The organism is Pseudomonas triclosanedens, assembly GCF_026686735.1.
GTDB lineage: Bacteria > Pseudomonadota > Gammaproteobacteria > Pseudomonadales > Pseudomonadaceae > Pseudomonas > Pseudomonas triclosanedens.
Map to the genome: position 1 here is coordinate 3,847,968 of NZ_CP113432.1, position 21,253 is coordinate 3,869,220.

The window sequence follows — 21,253 nt, forward strand, 5'->3', positions numbered from 1 at the left end:
CGTGCTATCCGGCAATGCGCCTCAACGACAAATCCGCCTGCTGGTCAGGCGACCTGGAGCCCATCCAGCAGGAAGTCAGAACGCTACCACGCAGCTAGTTGCCATATAAGGCACTTCAGTTCAGGCGGGATCACAAGGATGACGCAGACCACCAAGAGTGACAGTGGCACAAGCAAGGGCGGCGGTGATTTTTCATCCCTGCTGAATTTCATTCCCAGCGCGTACTACGACCTGATTGCCAGGGTCTGTCCCGGCATGGCGTTCTGGCTGGCAATCGCCTATGCCGGAAAGATCGCAGTGGGCGCCAGCGACCAGACGCTCTGGCAATGGATGAACACGCTCTCCGGCGCAATGCTCTTCATCCTGATCGTACTGAGTTACGTATCAGGCATCGTACTGACCTGTACCAGCCTGATCTGGGACCTGCTCTCGTTCTTCATTCTCAGCTCCATTCCCCGGCTACGGGACCACCTCGGCCTCACCCGGCCTTCGAAGGGTGGCTTCATGGACATCTGGAAAGCCGTGTCCGTCCACATCGACGAGGTGGAAAAGGAGGATGCCGACGCTGGGCGGGTTCTGGTGAAGGCGATGGCCGAAGTAACCCTGTGCCAGAACCTGCTCTCGGCGCTGATCATTCTTGCCATCGTAGGGCTGTTGCCAGGGCACCAGTGGTCCCTGCCCCCTGCCGACAATGCGTTTCTCTACTGGGGGACCGGCGTGCTGTTGTTCCTGGCCATGATGTTCCGCCAGATCATGTTCCTGGGCCGGGTGAAGGACCTGCATATTCTCTACGCAACCAAGCCAGAGCAGGATTAGGCCAGTCGCTCAGTGCTCCAGCACAAAGAGCAACTCGACGCGCACCAGCGCTGACCTGAATCCCGCTCGCTGTGCTGGATCATCTGCGCGCCGGGAACGGAGCCCGGCTGGATTCCGTAGCGCACCGCAATCGTGTCCGCTGCTGCCTGTACCCGCACGCCGTACTGCCGAAGCGGATATCCAGACGCATGCGGCCAGCCCGGGCGCTCGGCGATCCTCCGACAGGACGGCAACACCGTTGTAGAACCAAAGGCGCAGGCAAAGCGCGGCGGTGGCTGAGCCTGCGGGCACGCTGGGGTTCGCAAGGGCCCGTGGCGACTGCCATGCACCATCGCGGTGCTGCTAGGATCGGGGACCGTCCGCCGCCGAAAGTCGAGGCATGGAATGCTCGCCGCGCTCAAGCGTTATCCGCTACAGGTCAACCTGCTGCTCTGCGGCACCTTCCTGCTCACCCTGGGCCGGGCCATCACGCTGCCGTTCCTGGTCATCTACCTGTCGACGGCGTTCGGCCTGTCGGTCAACCATATCGGCCTGATGCTCGGCGGCGCCCTGTTCGGCGGCTCGCTGCTCAGTCTCTACGGCGGCTACCTGATCGACCGCATGCCCGGCTTCGGGCTGATCCTGGGCTTCAGCGCCTGCTTCGTCGCCGCCTTCATCGGCATGCTGGCAAGTTCGCAACTGTGGCTGTTCTTCCTGTTCCTGCTTGGCTTCAACTTCGCCTATTCGGTCACCGACGTGGTAGTGAAGACCGCCTTCGGCCGTCTGTTGGCGGCGGGCGAGCAGAGCCGCGCCTTCTCCATCCGCTATACCCTGATCAACCTTGCCTACGCCATCGGCCCCTTCGTCGGCGCGGGGCTTGCGCACTTGAGCCAAGAACTGCCGTTCATGGTTTCGGCAACGCTCGGTACGCTTTTCCTGTTGGCCTTCCTGCGCTATGGCGACCGTGGCATGCGCCCGGCCGAGGGTGTGGCGCCGCCGTCGTTCCTGGCGGTCATGGGTGTGCTGTCGAAGGACCACCGGCTGATGTACTTCACCATCGGCGGCGTGCTCACTGCCGTGGTGTTCGGCCAGTTCTCCGCCTACCTGTCGCAATACCTGGTGTCGACCAGCACGGCGGAATATGCCTACCAGGTGATCCAGACCCTCCTGGGAGTCAACGCAGTCACGGTGATAGCCCTGCAGTACCTGCTGGGCAAGCGCATCGACAACGAACACCTGCAACGCTGGCTGATCATCGGCCTGGGGCTGTTCCTACTGGGTATCGTCGGTTTCGGGCTGTCCCGCAATCTCGTGCACTGGGGGTTGGCGATGGCGGTGTTCACTCTCGGCGAGATCATCGTGATCCCCGCCGAGTACATGTTCATCGACCGTATCGCGCCGGCGCACCTGCGCGGCGTGTACTACGGCACGCAGAACCTGGCGAACCTCGGCGGCGCGCTGGGGCCGGTGCTGGTCGGTGTTTTCCTGACACTGCTGGCTCCGCACTGGGTGTTCGTGATGCTCGGCGGCTTCATTATCGCCAGCGGGTTCTTCTATGTCGCCGGCGCCTCGCTGCCGGCGTCCGCACCGCGCGACTGACGCACCACCCTGCGCGGCGCGCGGGCCCGCCCACGTGATGCGGTGCGGATCGCCAGGTCCATCAGCCGGCGGAACTTCGGGCAGGCCAGATGATCCGGCGCCGGGCAGTCGGCGGCATGCCGCAGCCCGTCGCGGATCGCACCAAGGCGGCGAATGCTGCGATCCAGCTCGTCGGCTTTCTCCCGCAGGCGCGCACGGTCGATGGTCGGCGTCGCATTGCCGACGAAGATGGCGGCGATGTCCTCCAGCGAAAAACCCGCCTCCCTGCCCAGCGCGATCAACGACAGGCGCGACAGCACCTCGTCGCTGAACACCCGGCGCATGCCGTTGCGGCCGATGGAGCGGATCAGCCCCTTCTCCTCGTAGAAGCGCAAGGTGGAAACCGGTAACCCCGACCAGCGCGCGACCTGGCCGATATCCATCTCTTTCATGCTTGACCTCAAGTCGACTTGAGCTGGAAAGCTGTGTTGATCGGACCTCCACCATACCCTAAAGGACACTGCCATGACGCCGACCGACACTCTCATCCTCCCCACCCTGGCCATCGGCATCGCCGCCACGCTGCTGATGGATGGCTGGGCCATGCTGCGCCGACGCCTGCTCGGCATGCCCTCCCTGGACTACGCGATGGTTGGCCGCTGGGTCGGCCACATGCCCCGTGGCCGCTTCCGCCATGCGGCCATCGGCAAGGCCGCCGCGGTCACTGGCGAACGTGCCCTGGGCTGGCTGGTGCACTACCTAACCGGCATCGTCTTCGCGCTGGCCTTCGTCATGCTGGCCGGCGAAAGCTGGCTGAACCGGCCGACACTGGCGCCGGCCCTGCTGTTCGGGCTCGTCACCGTGGCGATGCCGTTCCTGCTGATGCAGCCGGCATTCGGCCTGGGCATCGCCGCGGCGAAGACCGCCGCTCCCGCCAGGGCCCGCCTGCACAGCCTGCTGACCCACGCCGTGTTCGGCCTCGGCCTCTACCTCGGTGCACAGGCGCTGGTGGCATTGACCTGAACCGACTGGTTCGCCGCGGTCTGCGCTAACCTACTTCCAACTCTACCCACACGCAGGAAGCTTCCAGGATGAGCCGCATCGTCATCGCCGACCCACAACCCTTCATGCTCGCAGCCCTGCGCCAGCGCCTGGCGGATGCCGGGCACGAGGTGATCGGCGAAGCCGGTGACGGGCGCCAGGCCCTGGAGCTCGTGCGGCACCAGCATCCCGACCTGCTGATCCTCGAACTGGACCTGCCACGCCTGGGCGGCATGGAACTGCTGCGGCGCCTGCACCACGACGCGCCGCAGCAGAAGGCGCTGGTCTTCACCCACCTTCCCGCGGCGCACTACCAGGGCCTGTGCCTGGAGGCCGGCGCCCGTGGCTTCGTGCACAAGGACGAACACCCCGAGGAACTGGACGATGCCGTGCGCCTGGTACTCGGCGGACGCCGGGTCTTCTCCGCGCGAACCACGCATGCCGGAACCGAGGCACCCGGCTCCGGCGAACACATCACCCCGCGCGAACTGACCGTCCTGCGCTATCTGTCCCAGGGTTACCGGATCAAGGATATAGCCGAGGAGCTGGCGATCAGCGACCGTACCGTGAGCACCTACAAGGCACGCCTGCTGGAAAAGACCCAGACCGACTCGCTGGTCGACCTGGTGGAAGCGGCCAAGGTTCGCGGCCTGATGAACAACAGCGTGGTCGAGAACCTGGCATTGCAGCAGCCCCTGCCATCGAGCAAGGCCCAGGACCTGGCGCGCCTGCTGGAAATCCTGCCCAGCCCGATCAGCCTCTGGAGTCGCCAGGGCGAATTGCTGGCCTGCAACCGGCACTACCTGGACGCCTACGGCAAGAGCGAGGCGCAGATGCTGGGCTCGCGCGTCTTCGATCTGGGCGTGGTGGCCGCCGAGGATTCGGCCAGGCTGCGCCGTGAGTTCCTCGACGGCGCGGCAGGCGACAAACTCTTCACGATGGTGGTGAGCGGCACCCTGCACGGCGAGCATCGCATCATCCGCCTGATCGGCGTACCGCTGCGCGAGGACGACGGCGAGTCCATCGGCGTGGTCTGCTCGTTCGTCGATATCACCGAGCACGAGCGCGACGTCGAACGCCTGCAGGAAGCCAAGGCATACCTCGACGGCATGCGCGCCTCCCGCACCCGTTATCTGCACTACAGCTTCGCCGACATGCTGGAGGAAACCCGCGCCGCCCAGCGGTCGCTGAAGATTGCCCGCGATACCCATCCGGGCGATCGGCCCCTGGAAGACATGGCCGGCAATCTCGCGCGCATCGAGGAAAAGTTCGAAATCCTTCTCGACCTGCTGCTTCTGGAAGGCGGCAATGAGCCCAGGATCCCGCAGCCGCTCGAATTGAACCGGCTGACCGAATCGATCCTCGTTGAAATACACCCCGGCCTCGCCTTCCAGCCGGCAGCCCATCCCCAGTACGGCTGGATCGATACTACCCGCTACCTGCACCTGATCAGGGCCCTGATGTTCGCCGTCGCCCGTTCCGGGCTGAGCCTGCGGCAGATCATCGCCAGTGCCGAGGCCCTGCACCACGGCGAAATGTCCTGGCGCCTGGCGCTGCTGGCGGAGCCGGGCCAGGACCTTCCGGCCCACCTGGCCGACCTGGAACAGCGTCCCGGCCTGCAGATCGCGAGAATGATTTGCGAGCTGCTAGGTGGCGAACTCCGGCTCGGCGACGAGAACGACCCCGACTGCGCCGGATTGATCCAGCTCAAGCTGGTGCGCAGTAGTTCCTCGCACTAGTGCGAGCACTACATGGCTTTCAGGCGCCCATGATGGGAGCCCCCAACCGCTGATCCGATGCTTTCCCCATAGCCCACCCGCTACGGAGAAGCATCATGAAATCACCCCTCTCGGAACAACCCAACGGCAGGCGCGCGGCGGTCACCCCCGGCCGCCTGCATCTATTGTGCGTCGCCATCGCGCTGGCCAGCGCCGGGCTCTCGCTGGGCGCCCTGGCCGCCGACGCCCTGCCCCAGGGCGGCAACGTCATCTCCGGTAGCGGCAGCATCAGCCAGAGCGGCTCGGACATGACGGTGAACACCAACACCGCTCGAACCGCGATCAACTGGCAGCGCTTCAACGTCGGGCCGGACAACCGTATCACCTTCAACCAGCCCGACGGCAAATCCGTCACTCTCAACCGCGTGATCGGCGGCGACCCGTCGAAAATCTACGGCGCGGTTACCTCCAACGGCCAACTCATCCTGGTCAACCCCAACGGCGTGTGGATCGGTCCGAAGGCGCACATCAGTTCCAGCGCCCTGGTCGCCAGCGCCGGCTTCCTCACCGAGGAGCAGGCGCGCCAGTTCGCCGAGACCGGCAAGCTGGACATCCAGCTCACCGGCAACGTCACCAACCTGGGCCGCATCACTGTGCATGACAACGGCATGGTCGCCCTGCTCGGCGCCCAGGTGAACAACGCCGGCGTCATCCAGGCCCGCAAGGGCATGGTGCAACTGGCCACCGGCCCGCAGGCGACCCTGGACTTCCACGGTGACGGCCTGCTGAACATCGCAGTCGGCGGCACACCGGGCGAACAGGACAGTGTCAACGCCGACGTCACCGGCGGCGTGCATCACACCGGCGAGATCGACGTCGGCAACGGCGTGGTGGCGATGAGTGCGGATCGCGCGGCCAAACACCTGGATTCGGTGATCAACGTCGGCGGCAACGTCGTAGCAGACTCGGTCAGCGAACAGGGCGGCAGCATCGTCCTCGGCAACTCGGCGAAAACCAACGTCACCGGCTCGCTCAGCGCCACCGGTACCAGCGGCGGCAGCGTGAAAGTCCTTGGCGATGAGGTGAATGTCGCCGGCAGCGCCAGGATCGACGCCAGCGGCACCCAGGGTGCCGGCGGCCAGGTGCTGGTCGGCGGCAGCTTCCAGGGCCAGGGGCCGGAACAGGCGGCCAAATCCACCAACGTCGCCCAGGGCGCGCAGCTCAAGGCCGACGGCAAGACCGATGGCGGCCAGGTGGTGGTCTGGAGCGACGGTTCCACCCACTTCGCCGGCAGCGCCAGCGCCCAGGGCGGGCAGAAAGGTGGCGTGATCGAAACCTCCGGCAAGCAACTGACCGTGGCTCCCGAAGCCCAGGTCAACGCCGGAGGTGGCCAGCAATCGGGCAAATGGCTGCTCGACCCGGAAACCGTGACCGTAACCGCCGACGGCTCCGGCGCCGGCACCGTTTCGGCCAGCGTAATCGCCGACAGCCTGAAGAGCGGCGACGTGGAGATCAACGCCAGCAAACGCATCAACGTCGACTCGGCCATCGTCGCCCAGGATGCCGGCTTCCATACCCTCAAGCTGATGGCCAACGGCACGGCGGCCCCGGTGAGTGCCTACAACGACACCGGCGACCCCTTCGCCGACGCCAAGCGCAACGACAGCGGCTCGGTCTACATCAATGCACCGATCCTGCTCAAGGACGGCCACCTGTACATCGTCGCCACCGGCGACGTGATGCTCAACAACACCACCGGCACCCAGGCCGGCGACCAGGGCTACCTGGGCCGCGCCATCATCGACGTGGGCACCGGCACCATCTGGATCAAGACCTCCAACAGCGCCTCGGTGATCCAGCAGAGCGGCACCGCGCTGATCGGCGAGAACGTCGCGGTGGAAGGCTCCAGCGTACTGCTGGACAGCCCGCTGAACTTCGCCGGCACCCTGGCCGGCAAGGCCAGCAACGGCAAGTTCATCTACAACCAGACCTCCGCCGACGGTGTGAATACCGGGCAGGTGAAGATCACCCAGGACGGCCTGACCCAGAGCATGGACGGGGTGAAATCGGAGAACCTCTCCAAGGTCGGCGAGCAATGGGTCTGGGAACGTAACGGCACCCTCACCCACCACCTCACCATCGACGAGAAGACCGAATTCCAGTACCTGGTCTTCGAAAGCCTGGAGTACGTCAACCACAAGACCGGCGCCCCCTTCCCCGACGACAACTCCGACTCGGACTACTGGGTGAAGTCGCTGACCTTCACCAACCCCAGCACCAACGAAGTCTGGGTCATCAGCACCAACGCCGCCGGGCAGATCAGCGTCACCCGCAACGGCACACCCACCAACGAACTTCCGGCCGGCTTCAGCTTCAGCACCAACCAGGGGCAGGTCACTACCTCGTCCAAAGGTTTCGGCGTTCAGGGCGGCACCGGCGACCGGAGCGGTAACGTGAACCCCGATGCGATCAACCGCAACGGCAGCACCGGTGCGTCCGACCAACTGGTGGTCGACCTGGGTTCGTCCACCACCGCCGTCGATGCCGACCTCGAAGGCCTCTCGCACAACGGCAACCACTACGAAAGCGGCGTGATCAGTTTCCTCAGCGGCAAGGACACCAGCCAGAGCGGCGGCGTCACCCTGAAATCGCAGACCGCGCAGCTTAACGGCAAGATCGCCGACGCCGAGCGTGATTACGGCGCCGAAAACCCGGAAATGCACACCGAAGGCAGGCTGACCGCTGGCGGTTCGGAAAACAGCCAGGCAGTGAAAGGCGTGGACGACTTCGTCGACCGCCAGCTCAACCAGGACCGCTTCGCCGCCAAGGTCACCCCCAGCACCGAGGCCGACACCAGGTCGAACGTCGGCGACTACCGGGTCGACGGCAAGCTCGAAGCCAATGACTTCGTCAACCGGCGCTACCAGGTCTCCCTGCAGTCGGGGACCCTCACGGTGAACCCTGCCCAGCTCACGGTCACCGCCGATCCCCAGGAAAAGACCTACGGCGATGCGGACCCGAAATTCACCTACAAGGTCGACGGCCTGAAGAACGACGACACCCAGGACAAGGTGCTCAATAACGGCGCCCTGACCCGCGACCCCGGCGAGAACGTCGGCCTGTACGACATCCTCCAGGGCGGTCTCGGCCTGACCAACGACCAGGGCCGCAACTACGTCCTGACCTTCGTCAAAGGCCAGCTCAGCATCACCCCCGCCAGCCTCACCCTGATCCCCGACGACACCGGCAAGGTCTATGGCGACGTCGACCCGAAACTGACCTTCGACATCAGCGGGCTGAAGAACGGCGACAGCATCGCCGACGTCATCAACGGCGGCTCCCTTACCCGTGAAGCCGGCGAAGACGTGAGGCAGGGTGGCTATGCCATCTACCAGGGCGACCTGGGTTTGAACAGCGGCAAGGGTGCGAACTACATCCTCACCTACCAGGCAGGCACCTTCACCATCACCCCCGCCACCCTGGTGGTGAGCGCGGAAGACAAGAGCAAGGTATACGGCGAGATCGACCCTGAGCTCACCTACCGCGTCTCCGGCCTCAAGGGCAACGACACCGAAGCGAGCGTGCTCAACGGTGGCTCACTCACCCGTGAAGCCGGCGAGAACGTCAAACCCGGCGGCTACGCCATCGGCCAGGGCAGCCTGGGGCTGAACTCGCAGAACTACCTGCTGCAGTTCGAGGACGGCACCTTCACCATCACACCGGCCACCCTGACGCTGGATGCCAACGACCACACCAAGATCTACGGCGAGGTCGACCCGAAACTGACCTACCGCCTCAGCGGCCTGAAGAACGGTGAAACTCCCGAGTCGGTCCTCAATGGCGGCAGCCTCGAACGCGCTCCCGGCGAAAACGTCGGCAACTACCGGATCGGCCAGGGCGACCTGGGGCTGAACGGCGAGATGGGCCAGAACTACATCCTGACCTTCAACGCCGGCAAGATGGCGATCACCCCCGCTGAACTGGTGGTGACCGCCGACCACAAGACCAAGGTGTACGGCGACGCCGATCCGGAGCTGACCTACAGCTACCACGGGTTGAAGAACGGCGATAGCGCGGCGGGCGTCCTGAACGGCGGCAGCCTGTCGCGCGAGGCTGGCGAGAACGTCAGGGCCGGAGGCTACGCCATCAACCAGGGCGACCTGCGGCTGCTCAGCGGCAACTACACCCTGGTGTTCAAGAACGGCCAGCTCGACGTCACACCGGCACCGCTGGAAATCAGCGCCGACAACAAGAGCAAGGCACAAGGCAAGAAGGACCCGCGCCTCACCTGGAGCGCCAGCGGCCTGAAGAACGGCGATACCGCGGCCGTCGCCAAGGGCTCGCTGGTACGCGCGCCCGGCGAAGAAGAGGGTACCTACAGCATCACCCAGGGCCAGGCGTTCAGCGCCGGCGGCAACTACACCGTCACCTTCCGCGACGGCACCCTGACCATCACCGGCCCGCTCGCCCCCGTGGCCCCGGACGTACCGCTGACGCTGCCCATGACCGCGCAGTCTCCCGGCAACACTCGCTGCACCGCACTGGAATCACCGTCGGCAGCCTCCGCCAACTACTCGGTCTCCCCCGCCGTAGTGCGCAGCTACGCCGTCCAACTGGTGTGCAAACCGCGCTCCTACGAAGGCAAGACCAGCACCACGCCGGACATCAACGACGTCCTGACCTACGCCAACAGCCTGATCAAGAACGGCTACTTCGTTGTTCCGGAAGGGAACCGGAGCGTCATTCCCCACGATCTCAAGCCCACTTCCAAAGGAGGGAAATAGCCATGAGAGCCTTTCCTTCGAAACTGCACATACTGGCGGCAGCCGTGTGCTCCGCGTTCCTCCTGGTCCAGGGTCCGGCGTTCGCCGGGCCCAAGGCCCAGCTCGACCCGGGCCGCGTCGAAGTCCCTCGCCCCGACGGCACGCGGGAGAGCCCGACGCAGATGCCCTCGACCCTGCAACTACCCGACAGCGTGGTATTGCCTGATACCGAAGGCGTCCCGGCGGAGCTGATCGCGGACCCGAACGACACCACCCGCTTCCAGGTGGACAAGGTGATCATCCGTGGCACCACCCTCTACTCGCCGCAAGCCTTCTCGGCGCTCACCTCGCAACTCGAAGGCCGCCGCGTCACCCTGGGCGAAGTCAACGCAGTGGTCATGCAGATCACCCAGCGCTACCGCAAGGCCGGCTTCCTGCTGGCCCGCGCCTACCTGCCGGAACAGCGCCTGAACAACGGCGAACTGCTGATCCAGGTGTTCGAAGGCCGGGTCAACGAAGTGAAGATGCAGGGTGACAGCAACAAAGCCGTGGAGCGCTACGCCGACAACATCCGCAAGGAAGTGCCGCCGCGCAGCACCACCATCGAGCGCAACCTGCTGCTGATGAACGACGTATCCGGCCAGCAGAGCCGCGCCACCCTCGCCGCCTCGCCGGTGGAACAGGGCACCGACATGATCGTCGAGAACCAGGTACGCAAATACGAAGGCTTCTTCGGCTTCGACAACCGCGACAGCCGCTACTTCGGCCCGTGGCAGGTATACGGCGGGGTTGGCGTGAACGACCTGACCGGCCACGGCGACCACCTGGGCGTCCGCGCCGGCCAGTCGGTGGAAGGCGACAAGATGACCTTCTTCGAAGGCCAGTACGAACTGCCGGTGGGCAGCAAGGGCGACGTGGTCAGCTTCCTCGCCCAGCACAACGACGGCCACGCCGACACCTACTCCTTCCTCAATGCCAACAGCTATGGCGATACCTTCGCGGTGCGCATTACCCGCCCGTGGATCCGCCAGCGCGACGAAACCCTGAAGACCTCCGCCGCATTCACCTACTACAACGGCACCTCCGAGTACCTGCACGACAAGAGCCTGCCGCCATCCAGCGAAGACCGCATCCGCGCCATCCGCCTGGGGGCCAGCTACGACTGGTTCGACTCCTTCGGCGGCAAGAACCTGGTCAAGGCCGAGCTGAGCAAGGGGCTGGCGATCATGGGTTCCAGTAGCGAAAGCCGGCTGAACCCGTCCCGCGAAGGCGGCGAGACCGACTTCACCAAGCTCCAGGTCGAAGCCCAGCGCCTGCAGGATCTCTCCAACATCATCGACGGCATGAACCTGTACATTGCCGGTACCGCGCAGACCTCCTTCGGCCAGCGCCTGCTGTCACCCGAGCAGTTCGGCGTCGGCGGCAGCGAGTACGGCCGCGGCTACGACCCGTCGGAAATTACCGGTGACAAAGGCTTCGCCATGAAAACCGAGCTGCAGTACAACCGCATCCACACCTTCAGGGACTATGCCCTGCCGACCCAGTACTACACCTACTGGGATTTCGGCAAAGTCTGGAGCCAGGACCCCACCTGGGTCAGCAGCGAGAGCCTCTCATCCGCAGGCTTCGGCGCCCACGTGAATGTCTACAAGGACACCTACGTCTCGCCTGAAGTGGCCTTCCCGCTGACCCGCTCGGTGTCTGCCGAAGAACTGGACAACGACAACGGCAAGGCCCCGCGCTTCTACCTGAACTTCCTCAAGCTGTTCTGAACCATCACCTATCGGGCGGACCTCCCAGGAGGCCCGTCCACAGGAGTCCGCAATGTTCATCACCGACACCCGCACGCTGCGCACCGTGCGCTCCGCCTCGTTCAACAACGACATCGTCATCGAACTGCTGCAGGAAATCACCCCGCTGATCGAGAACCTCGACCTCAGCCGCCGCCTGCGCTGCGCCGTTCGCCAACTCAAGCGCGACGCCGACTCGCTGGAAGACGTATGGCTGGAACTGGCCTACAACCGCAGCGACGCCAACTCACAACGCCAGCGCTGATCCCCGCCATACCGAAGCCGACTCCACCCGCGCGAACGCCGCAAGACGGGTGGAGCCAGCCACTCCCCCGCCGCTCCTCCCGCAATCGACGCCCCCGCCGCGCCTCAGCCGTGCTGGATACCCGCGCGCTTGAGCAACTGGCGGCACCGCTCGGACAGATGCACAACCCGCAGATGCTTGCCAGCCCTGGCATAGCGCTCGCGCAGGGTTTTCAGCGCGGCAATGGCGGAATAGTCGACGAAACTCAGGTGCGCGCAATCCAGAGTGACCTGTGGCGGATCGTTCGCCGGGTCGAACTGATTGAGGAACGGCGTGGTGGAAGCGAAGAACAGCGTACCGTGCACGCGATACAGCTTGCTGCCGTCGTCCTCCAGGTGGATATCGGCGTAAAGCTCGCGGGCGTGTTTCCAGGCGAAGTCCAGGGCAGCGATGACGATGCCGCAGAACACAGCCGTGGCCAGGTCGGTGGCGACCGTGATGGCAGTCACCGCGACGATCACCAGCACATCGTTCACCGGCACCTTGTTCAGCACCCGCAGCGACGCCCAGGCGAAGGTCTGCTGCGACACCACGAACATCACCCCTACCAGCGCCGCCAGCGGAATGCGCTCGATCAGCGGCGAGAGGAACAGCACGAAGAGCAGGATCATCCCCCCCGCGACCACGCCGGATAAACGGCCGCGGCCACCGGAGCTGAGGTTGATCACCGTCTGCCCGATCATCGCGCAGCCGCCCATGCCGCCGAACAGGCCGGAGACGATGTTGGCTCCGCCCAGGGCCACGCACTCGCGGTCCGGGTAGCCACGGCTCTCGGTGATTTCGTCGGTAAGGTTCAGCGTCAGCAGGGTTTCCAGCAGGCCGACCATCGCCATCAGGAACGCGTAGGGCGCGATGATGCCCAGGGTTTCCAGGCTCCACGGGATGTCCGGCAGGGCGAACTGCGGCAGGCCGCCGGCGATGTGCGCCATGTCGCCGAGCGTGCGGGTCGGCAGGCCGAGCAGATAGACCAGCAGGCCCACACCGAGGATCGCCACCAGTGCCGGAGGCACTGCCCGGGTCAGGCGCGGCAGTAGGTAGACGATGGCCATTGTCAGCGCCACCAGCCCCAGCATCACATACAGCGGCATCCCGCCGAGCCAGTGGCCGCCATCCTTGAAGTGTTCCAGTTGGGCCAGCGCGATGACGATCGCCAGGCCGTTGACGAAGCCCAGCATCACCGGGTGCGGCACCATGCGCACCAGCTTGCCCAGCCGCAGCAGGCCGAAGGCAGCCATGATCAGCCCGCCCAGCAGCACCGTGGCCAGCAGATACTGCACACCGTGTTGCACCACCAGGGCGACGATCACCACGGCCATCGAGCCGGCCGCGCCGGAAACCATGCCGGGCCGGCCGCCGAACAGCGCGGTGAGGGTGCAGAGGATGAAGGCGCCGTACAGCCCCATCAGCGGGTTGAGATGGGCGACCAGGGCGAAGGCGATGCACTCGGGCACCAGGGCGAAGGACGTGGTGAGTCCCGCCAGGACATCGGCACGCAGGCGGACAGCTTTCATTTTTCTACTCGGACAGGGCAATGCGGGGAGGCCGCGCATGGTACGGAAATGCGCCCTGCCCGGCCAGCCACGCCGGCCCTGCGGCACTCAGCCGGCAGGCGTCTGCGTCAGCGCGCCCTGCAGGAAAAGCTGCTCCAGCACGGTGGCGGAACTGGAGCTGGCCGCCCGCCCGTAGCGCTCGGCGTCAACCATGCCATAGAGCATCGAAAGGAAGAGCTCGGTGAACACCGCGGCCGTGATGTCGATGCGGAAAACGCCGTTCTGCTGGCCACGCAGGAAGAAGGCATCCACCGCTTCGGTGTAGTAGCTCCAGCGCTCGGTCGCGGCCTGCACTGGAAGAGCAGGAAGGTCAGCATGTCGCGGTGCTTGAGATGCTCGGCGATCAACCGCCGCAGCGCATCCAGCGGCTGCGCCTGCTGCAGCTCGGAGGCTTCGAGTATCTGCCGGATCACCGCGTGGCCGTAGTTATCCAGCATCTGCACCAGGCCGTCGCGGGTGCCGCAGAAACGGTGCAGCGTGGCCTTGCTCACTCCCGCCGCTTCCGCCAACTCCTTCAGCGTCGCCCTGGGGCGGTCGACGATGGCGATGGCCAGCGCCTTGAGAAGACGTTCATCGTGGGCGGAGAGTGTCATTCGTAGCCTCGGAAGGAGTGTCGGGTTGTCTCATTGTGCAGAAAAAGACCTTCCTTTTGAAAGGATATGACACATTTTATACAACCAAGAAGCAAATGAGACTTTATTGACTCATTTTGAATTTAAAAGGATCATGCGCACCTTTCCAGTTAGACAGAACCCGGGTGAATCATGGGCAGGTTGCGTGCAGTAGGGACGATCGGTGCGGTAGTAGCGGCAATCACGCTGGCCGGTTGCGGGCCTTCGGGCGAACAGGATGCAGCGGCCGAAATCGCACGCCCGGTGGACGTGGTTGCCGTAGTCACCGAGCCTCTGGTGCTGACCTCGGAGTTGCCGGGACGCATCGAGCCGATGCGCGTGGCCGAAGTGCGGGCGCGAGTAGCCGGGATCGTGCTGCAGAAGCGCTTCGAGGAAGGCGCCGATGTGAAGGCCGGCGACCTGCTCTTCCAGATCGACCCCGCCCCGCTCAAGGCCGCCGTTTCCCGCGCCGAGGGCGAACTGGCGCGCGCCCAGGCGTCGCTCTACGAGGCGCAGGCACGGGTCAAGCGCTACGAGCCGCTGGTGAAGATCGAAGCGGTCAGCCAGCAGGACTTCGACACCGCCACCGCCGACATGCGCAGCGCCCAGGCGGCGGTACGCTCGGCGCAGGCCGACGTGGAAACCGCACGGCTCAACCTGGGCTATGCCTCGGTCAGGGCACCGATCTCCGGGCGCATAGGCCGCGCGCTGGTCACCGAAGGCGCGCTGGTCGGCCAGGGCGAAGCCACGCTGATGGCGCGCATCCAGCAACTCGATCCGATCTACGCCGACTTCACCCAGCCGGTGGCCGATGCCCTGCGCCTGCGTGAGGCGCTCAAGGGCGGCGATCTTTCCAGCGGCGAGAGCCAGACGCTGAGCATCCGTGTCGACGGCACCCACTACGAGCGCCAGGGCGAGCTGCTGTTCACCGACATCTCGGTAGACCGTGGCACCGGCCAGGTCTCGCTGCGCGGCAAGTTCGCCAACGCCGACGGCGTGCTGCTGCCGGGCATGTACGTGCGCGTCACCGCGCCCCAGGGCAGCGACGCCAAGGCCATCCTGGTGCCGCAGCGCGCGGTGCAGCGCGCCACCGACGGCAGCGCCCGCGTACTGGTGATCGGTGCCGACAATCGCGTCGAAACCCGCCAGGTCCAGACCGGCGCCATGCAGGGTTCGCGCTGGCAGATCAGCCAGGGCCTGACGAGCGGCGACCGGGTCATCGTCGGCGGTCTTACCGGCCTGCAGCCGGGAGCCAAGGTCGAGCCACGCCAGACGCAGGAGCAACAGGCGGCGCGCCAGTAAGGCACGGCGCGTCGCGAGGAATCTCACATGTCCAAGTTCTTCATCGAGCGCCCCAACTTCGCGTGGGTGGTGGCGCTGTTCATCTCGCTGGCCGGCCTGCTGGTCATTCCGCTGCTGCCGGTGGCGCAGTATCCCAACGTGGCGCCGCCGCAGATCACCGTTACCGCCACCTACCCCGGCGCCTCGGCGAAGGTGCTGGTGGACTCGGTCACCAGCGTCATCGAAGAGGAGCTCAACGGCGCCAAGGGCCTGCTCTACTTCGAATCCACCAGCAACTCCAACGGCATGGCCGAAGTGGTGGTCACCTTCCAGCCCGGCACCAACCCCGAGCTGGCCCAGGTCGACGTGCAGAACCGCCTGAAGAAAGCCGAAGCGCGCATGCCGCAGCCAGTGCTGACCCAGGGCCTGGAAGTCGAGCAGACCAGCGCCGGCTTCCTGCTGATCTACGCCCTCAACTACAAGGAAGGCGCCCAGCGCAGCGATACCACCGCCCTGGGCGACTATGCCGCGCGCAACATCAACAACGAGCTGCGCCGCGTGCAGGGCGTCGGCAAGCTGCAGTTCTTCTCCTCCGAAGCGGCCATGCGTGTCTGGATCGACCCGCAGAAGCTGGTCGGCTACGGCCTGTCCATCGATGACGTGAGCAATGCCATCCGCGGCCAGAACGTACAGGTGCCCGCCGGCGCCTTCGGCAGTTCGCCGGGCAGCACCGCCCAGGAACTGACCGCGACCCTGGCGGTAAAGGGCACCCTGGACGACCCGGAGCAGTTCGGCCACATCGTCCTGCGCGCCAACCCTGACGGCTCCACCGTGAAGCTGGCCGATGTCGCGCGCCTGGAAGTGGGCAGCGAAAGCTACAATTTCTCCTCGCGCCTGAACGGCAAGCCGGCGGTCGCCGGCGCCATCCAGCTCTCGCCCGGCGCCAACGCCATCCAGACCGCCGAAGCGGTCAAGGCGCGCCTGGCCGAGCTGTCGGTGAACTTCCCCGACGACGTCGAGTACTCCGTCCCCTACGACACCTCGCGGTTCGTCGACGTCGCCATCGAAAAGGTCATCCATACCCTGATCGAAGCGATGGTGCTGGTGTTCCTGGTGATGTTCCTGTTCCTGCAGAACGTCCGCTACACCCTGATCCCCGCCATCGTCGTGCCGGTGTGCCTGCTCGGCACGCTGACCATGATGTACCTGCTGGGCTTCTCGGTGAACATGATGACCATGTTCGGCATGGTGCTGGCCATCGGCATCCTGGTGGACGACGCCATCGTCGTGGTCGAGAACGTCGAGCGGATCATGGCCGAGGAAGGGCTCTCCCCCGCCGCTGCCACGGCCAAGGCGATGGGCCAGGTCTCCGGCGCCATCGTCGGCATCACCCTGGTGCTCTCGGCGGTGTTCCTGCCGCTGGCATTCATGGCCGGCTCCGTAGGCGTGATCTACCAGCAGTTCTCCCTGTCGCTGGCAGTATCCATCCTGTTCTCCGGCTTCCTCGCGCTGACCTTCACACCCGCACTGTGCGCCACCCTGCTCAAGCCGATCCCGCAGGGGCACCATGAGAAGCGTGGCTTCTTCGGCGCCTTCAACCGCGGCTTCGCACGCCTGACCCGGCGCTACAGCCTGCTCAACGGCGCACTGGTCAAGCGCGCCGGGCGCTACATGCTGATCTACGCCGGCATCATTGCCCTGCTCGGCTACAGCTACCTGCGCCTGCCGGAATCCTTCGTGCCAGTGGAAGACCAGGGCTACATGATCGTCGACATCCAGTTGCCGCCGGGCGCCACCCGCGCGCGCACCGACGTCACCGGGCAGGAGCTGGAGCGCTACCTGCAATCCCGCGAGGCGGTCGAATCGGTATTCCTGGTGATGGGCTTCAGCTTCTCCGGCATGGGCGAGAACGCCGCGCTGTCCTTCCCGACCCTGAAGGACTGGTCCGTACGCAGCGCCGGGCAGGCCGCCGACGTGGAAGCCGCGCTCACCAACGAACGCTTCGCCGGCGTCAGCGACGGCGCGATCATGGCCGTCACCCCGCCACCGATCGACGGCCTGGGCAACTCCGGCGGCTTCTCCCTGCGCCTGCAGGACCGCGCCGGACTCGGCCGCGAGGCCCTGCTGGCGGCCCGCGACCAACTGCTCGGCCAGGCCAACGGCAACCCGAAAATCCTCTACGCGATGATGGAAGGTCTCGCCGAGTCGCCGCAGCTTCGCGTCGAAATCGACCGCGACAAGGCCCGTACCCTGGGCGTCAGCTTCGAGTCGATCAGCAGCGCGCTGTCCACCGCCTTCGGCTCCTCGGTGATCAACGACTTCGCCAACGCCGGCCGCCAGCAGCGCGTGGTGGTACAGGCCGAACAGGGCGAACGGATGACCCCCGAAGCCGTCCTCAAGCTCTACGTGCCCAACGCCAGCGGCGAACTGGTGCCGCTCTCCGCCTTCGTCAGCACCCGCTGGGAAGAAGGCCCCGTGCAACTGGTGCGCTACAACGGCTACCCGTCGATCCGCATTTCCGGCGACGCCGCTCCGGGCGTCAGTACCGGCGAGGCGATGACCGAGATGCAGCGCCTGATCGCCGAACTGCCCGCCGGCATCAGCTACGAGTGGACCGGCCTCTCCTACCAGGAAAAGGTCGCCAGCGGCCAGGCCTCGCAACTCTTCGCCCTTGCCATCCTCGTGGTGTTCCTGCTGCTGGTGGCACTCTACGAAAGCTGGGCCATCCCGCTCTCGGTGATGCTGATCGTGCCCATCGGCGCCCTCGGCGCAGTGCTGGCCGTCACCGTGGCCGGCATGCCCAATGACGTGTACTTCAAGGTCGGCCTGATCACCATCATCGGCCTTGCGGCGAAGAACGCCATCCTCATCGTCGAATTCGCCAAGGAGCTCTGGGAACAGGGCCACAGCCTGCGCGAAGCCGCCATCGAGGCCGCCCGCCTGCGCTTCCGTCCGATCATCATGACCTCGATGGCCTTCATCCTCGGCGTGGTGCCGCTGACACTGGCCACCGGCGCGGGCGCGGCAAGCCAGCGTGCCCTCGGCACCGGCGTCATCGGCGGCATGCTCAGCGCCACGCTGCTGGGGGTGATCTTCGTGCCTATCTGCTTCGTCTGGCTGCTGTCGCTGCTGCGGCGCAAACCGAAAACCACCCACCAACCCATCGAGGCAACCAAGTGACCGCCATGCGCAAACCAGCCTTCACCGCATCGGCGCTCCTGCTCGCCGTGGCCCTGGGCGGCTGCTCCCTGGCGCCAACCTATGAACGTCCCGCAGCGCCAGTCGCCGCGAGCTGGAACAGCCCTGCCGCGCAAGCGGGCCGGGCCGCCAGCAACCTCGACTGGCAGACCTTCATCGTCGACAGCGAACTGCGCGACCTGGTGAACATCGCCCTGAACGACAACCGCTCGCTGCGCCAGACCCTGCTGGACATCGAGCAGGCCCGCGCGCAGTACCGCATCCAGCGCGCCGACCGCGTACCGGGCCTGGGCGCCACCGCCAGCGGCAATCGCCAGCGGCTGCCGGCGGACCTGTCCAGCCGCGGCAACTCCGCCGTCAGCAGCAGCTACCAGGTCGGCCTGTCGCTGCCCGAGTACGAGCTTGACCTGTTCGGCCGGGTCAAGAGCCTGACCGACGCCGCGCTGGAGCAATACCTGGCCACCGAGGAAGCAGCACGCAGCGCGCGCATCGCCCTGATCGCCGAAGTCGCCCAGACCTACCTGAGCTACGACGGCGCGGGCCGCCGCCTGCTGCTGACCGAGCAGACGCTGGCCAGCCGCGAGGACTCCCTCGCGCTGATCGGCCAGCGCCGCGCAGCCGGTGCCGCCACCGCACTCGACTACCAGGAAGCACTGGGGCTGGTGGAACAGTCCCGCGCCGAACTGGAAGCCAATGCGCGGCAGAAGCAGCAGGCATTCAACGCCCTGGTGCTGCTGCTCGGCACCCCGGACGCCGCCAGCCGCATTCCGCAGATGCCGCAGGACAAGCCGATGCTGATCCAGGACATCGCACCGGGCACGCCATCGGAACTGATCGAGCGGCGCCCCGACATCCTCGCCGCCGAGCACCGCCTCAAGTCGCGCAACGCCGACATCGGCGCGGCGCGCGCGGCGTTCTTCCCGCGCATCAGCCTGACCGGCAGCTACGGCACCTCCAGCGCGGAAATGTCCGGGCTGTTCGACGGCGGCTCGCGCTCGTGGAGCTTCGTGCCCACCCTGTCGCTGCCCATCTTCGACGCTGGCCGCAACCGCGCCGGGCTGGACCTCGCCGAAGTCCGCAAGGACTCCGCCGTGGCCGATTACGAAGGCACCATCCAGACCGCCTTCCGCGAAGTGGCCGACGCCCTGGCCGCCACCGACACCCTGCGCCGCGAGGAAACCGCCCGCCGGGCACTGGCCAACACCAGCGGCGAAACCCTGAAACTGGCCAAGGCCCGCTACGAAGGAGGCGTGGACAGCCACCTGCGCTACCTCGACGCGCAGCGCAGCAGCTTCGTCAACGAGTCCGCCTACATCGAAACCAGCACCCAGCGGCAGATCGCCCTGGTCGACCTGTTCCGCGCCCTGGGCGGCGGCTGGAGCGCAGACGCAGTGGCGCAACGCTGACCGCCACTCCGGCAGGTGGTGATTTCGTAAGAGAGGACCTCCTCCACGATGGGCCTTCGTAGGATGGTGTGGAGTGAAGCGATACCCATCGGGCGGCGCGTGATCGTGTTGATGGGTATCGCTCCGCTCCACCCATCCTACGGCTGGCTTCAAGTCTGGCAGGTGGTGTTTGCGCAGGAGCGGATGTCGTCCGTGATCCGCCATCAAAACCGGCACCTGCGGAGCTCGCACCGGGTATTCACCGACCACAATGGACGCTCCCACGATGAGCCTTCGTAGGATGGTGTGGAGCGAAGCGATACCCATCGGGCGGCGTGTGACCATGGGTATCGCTCCAGCCCACCCATCCCACGGACCTGCCAAGGCACCCCGCTTGATCCGATAGCCCGGTAGACTAACCAGGCTTTCATCATCACCGGGGGCGCAACACCCTTTCTACTGGCGCCGGCGCAAGGCCGGCGCGGAGCAAAACCGCATGTACTTCGACATCGTCCTCGACCTGTTCGCCGCGCTCTGTTTCGGCGCCATCATCGGCATGGAGCGCCAATGGCGGCAACGCTTCACCGGCGTCGCCACCCACGGGCTGGTGGCCCTCGGCGCGGCCACCTTCGCTACCCTGCCGTTCCTGCTCGACGCCCACGACCAGGTAGTGCGCATGGCCGCCCAGGTGGTCACCGGCATCGGCTTCCTGGGCGCCGGAGTGATCATGCGCGACGGTCTCAGCGTGCGCGGTCTGAGCACCGCCGCGACAATCTGGTGCACCGGCGCGGTGGGCGTCGTCGCCGGCAGCGGGTTCCTCCTGGCGGCGCTGGTCGCCACCCTGCTGATCGTGCTCTGCAACCTCACACTGCCCTCGGTGACGCGCTGGATCCAGCGCCACGCGCCCATCGAACCGAGCAGCGAGCGCTACTACATGGTCGAGGCAGTCACCGAGTCGCACCAGGAGGCGCTGGTGCGCTCCACCCTGCTGCACCGCCTGAGCGCCAATGGCCTGGCCCTGCAACGCCTGGAAAGCCACGCGCGCAAGACCGGCGGCGAAGTGGAAGTGAGCGCCCTGGTGCTCGCCCCCAGCAGCAAGGACAGCCTGCTCGAAGCCCTGGTCGGCGAACTCGCGCTTGCGCCCTACGTGTCGGCGGCAAGCTGGTCGATCAGCGAAGAGCCCCAGTAAACGGTGCACCATGAAAAAGGGAGCCAGCCGGCTCCCTTTTTCATGCCCGG

13 protein-coding genes and 1 pseudogene are annotated in these 21,253 nt (G+C 65.9%); 11 read left to right on the plus strand and 3 right to left on the minus strand.

All coding sequences use genetic code 11. From position 1 onward, the window contains the following. Positions 1 to 138 precede the first annotated feature (138 nt). Positions 139 to 816, plus strand: a complete 678-nt coding sequence (locus tag OU419_RS17845; protein ID WP_254475646.1) for a hypothetical protein — start codon at positions 139 to 141, stop codon at positions 814 to 816. Positions 817 to 1,200: 384 nt separating this feature from the next. After that, positions 1,201 to 2,394: an MFS transporter gene (locus tag OU419_RS17850; RefSeq protein WP_254475645.1), complete on the plus strand. Its 1,194-nt coding sequence runs from the start codon at positions 1,201 to 1,203 to the stop codon at positions 2,392 to 2,394. Here OU419_RS17850 and OU419_RS17855 read toward each other — a convergent pair. After that, positions 2,349 to 2,825 (minus strand): helix-turn-helix domain-containing protein, encoded by a 477-nt coding sequence (locus OU419_RS17855; protein ID WP_254475644.1) that lies wholly within the window; start codon positions 2,823 to 2,825, stop codon positions 2,349 to 2,351. The two genes, OU419_RS17850 and OU419_RS17855, sit on opposite strands and share 46 nt — an antisense overlap. Before the next feature lie 73 nt (positions 2,826 to 2,898). Between OU419_RS17855 and OU419_RS17860 the strand changes: the two genes are divergently transcribed. The 5 genes from OU419_RS17860 to OU419_RS17880 all read left to right on the plus strand — a co-directional run bounded on the left by OU419_RS17860 (position 2,899) and on the right by OU419_RS17880 (position 11,950). Then, entirely contained in the window at positions 2,899 to 3,396 is a 498-nt protein-coding gene (locus OU419_RS17860) for a DUF2938 domain-containing protein (protein WP_254475643.1), read from the plus strand. Between the two features lie 68 nt (positions 3,397 to 3,464). Then, positions 3,465 to 5,153, plus strand: coding sequence for a response regulator (locus tag OU419_RS17865; protein WP_254475642.1), 1,689 nt, complete (start codon positions 3,465 to 3,467; stop codon positions 5,151 to 5,153). 95 nt (positions 5,154 to 5,248) lie between these two features. Then, a complete protein-coding gene (locus OU419_RS17870) occupies positions 5,249 to 9,916 on the plus strand; it encodes an MBG domain-containing protein (protein WP_254475641.1) in 4,668 nt (1,555 codons plus the stop codon). 2 nt (positions 9,917 to 9,918) lie between these two features. After that, positions 9,919 to 11,667 (plus strand): ShlB/FhaC/HecB family hemolysin secretion/activation protein, encoded by a 1,749-nt coding sequence (locus OU419_RS17875; protein ID WP_254475640.1) that lies wholly within the window; start codon positions 9,919 to 9,921, stop codon positions 11,665 to 11,667. A 52-nt stretch (positions 11,668 to 11,719) separates the two neighbouring features. Next, positions 11,720 to 11,950, plus strand: a complete 231-nt coding sequence (locus OU419_RS17880) for a hypothetical protein (protein WP_254475639.1) — start codon at positions 11,720 to 11,722, stop codon at positions 11,948 to 11,950. A 104-nt stretch (positions 11,951 to 12,054) separates the two neighbouring features. Here OU419_RS17880 and OU419_RS17885 read toward each other — a convergent pair whose 3' ends face one another. Both OU419_RS17885 and OU419_RS17890 read right to left on the minus strand, forming a co-directional pair. Then, a complete protein-coding gene (locus OU419_RS17885; protein ID WP_254475638.1) occupies positions 12,055 to 13,500 on the minus strand; it encodes a SulP family inorganic anion transporter in 1,446 nt (481 codons plus the stop codon). A gap of 87 nt (positions 13,501 to 13,587) precedes the next feature. Continuing rightward, positions 13,588 to 14,132, minus strand: a pseudogene (locus OU419_RS17890) (TetR/AcrR family transcriptional regulator). 171 nt (positions 14,133 to 14,303) lie between these two features. Between OU419_RS17890 and OU419_RS17895 the strand changes: the two are divergent. The 4 genes from OU419_RS17895 (at position 14,304) to OU419_RS17910 (ending at position 21,203) form a co-directional block, all read left to right on the plus strand. Then, entirely contained in the window at positions 14,304 to 15,452 is a 1,149-nt protein-coding gene (locus OU419_RS17895; RefSeq protein WP_254475637.1) for a MexC family multidrug efflux RND transporter periplasmic adaptor subunit, read from the plus strand. Positions 15,453 to 15,479: 27 nt separating this feature from the next. Beyond that, positions 15,480 to 18,611, plus strand: a complete 3,132-nt coding sequence (locus OU419_RS17900; RefSeq protein WP_254475636.1) for an efflux RND transporter permease subunit — start codon at positions 15,480 to 15,482, stop codon at positions 18,609 to 18,611. Between the two features lie 5 nt (positions 18,612 to 18,616). Continuing rightward, complete coding sequence (locus OU419_RS17905) at positions 18,617 to 20,035, plus strand: efflux transporter outer membrane subunit (RefSeq protein ID WP_254475635.1); 1,419 nt, start codon at positions 18,617 to 18,619, stop codon at positions 20,033 to 20,035. 475 nt (positions 20,036 to 20,510) lie between these two features. Then, positions 20,511 to 21,203, plus strand: coding sequence for an MgtC/SapB family protein (locus OU419_RS17910; protein WP_254475634.1), 693 nt, complete (start codon positions 20,511 to 20,513; stop codon positions 21,201 to 21,203). Positions 21,204 to 21,253: the final 50 nt, after the last annotated feature.

Coding starts and splice junctions, on each gene's coding strand:
- OU419_RS17875 (WP_254475640.1), top strand. CDS start 9,919: ATGAGAGCCTTTCCTTCGAAACTGCACATACTGGCGGCAGCCGTGTGC.
- OU419_RS17860 (WP_254475643.1), top strand. CDS start 2,899: ATGACGCCGACCGACACTCTCATCCTCCCCACCCTGGCCATCGGCATC.
- OU419_RS17885 (WP_254475638.1), bottom strand. CDS start 13,500: ATGAAAGCTGTCCGCCTGCGTGCCGATGTCCTGGCGGGACTCACCACG.
- OU419_RS17880 (WP_254475639.1), top strand. CDS start 11,720: ATGTTCATCACCGACACCCGCACGCTGCGCACCGTGCGCTCCGCCTCG.
- OU419_RS17870 (WP_254475641.1), top strand. CDS start 5,249: ATGAAATCACCCCTCTCGGAACAACCCAACGGCAGGCGCGCGGCGGTC.
- OU419_RS17905 (WP_254475635.1), top strand. CDS start 18,617: ATGCGCAAACCAGCCTTCACCGCATCGGCGCTCCTGCTCGCCGTGGCC.
- OU419_RS17845 (WP_254475646.1), top strand. CDS start 139: ATGACGCAGACCACCAAGAGTGACAGTGGCACAAGCAAGGGCGGCGGT.
- OU419_RS17865 (WP_254475642.1), top strand. CDS start 3,465: ATGAGCCGCATCGTCATCGCCGACCCACAACCCTTCATGCTCGCAGCC.
- OU419_RS17910 (WP_254475634.1), top strand. CDS start 20,511: ATGTACTTCGACATCGTCCTCGACCTGTTCGCCGCGCTCTGTTTCGGC.
- OU419_RS17855 (WP_254475644.1), bottom strand. CDS start 2,825: ATGAAAGAGATGGATATCGGCCAGGTCGCGCGCTGGTCGGGGTTACCG.
- OU419_RS17895 (WP_254475637.1), top strand. CDS start 14,304: ATGGGCAGGTTGCGTGCAGTAGGGACGATCGGTGCGGTAGTAGCGGCA.
- OU419_RS17850 (WP_254475645.1), top strand. CDS start 1,201: ATGCTCGCCGCGCTCAAGCGTTATCCGCTACAGGTCAACCTGCTGCTC.
- OU419_RS17900 (WP_254475636.1), top strand. CDS start 15,480: ATGTCCAAGTTCTTCATCGAGCGCCCCAACTTCGCGTGGGTGGTGGCG.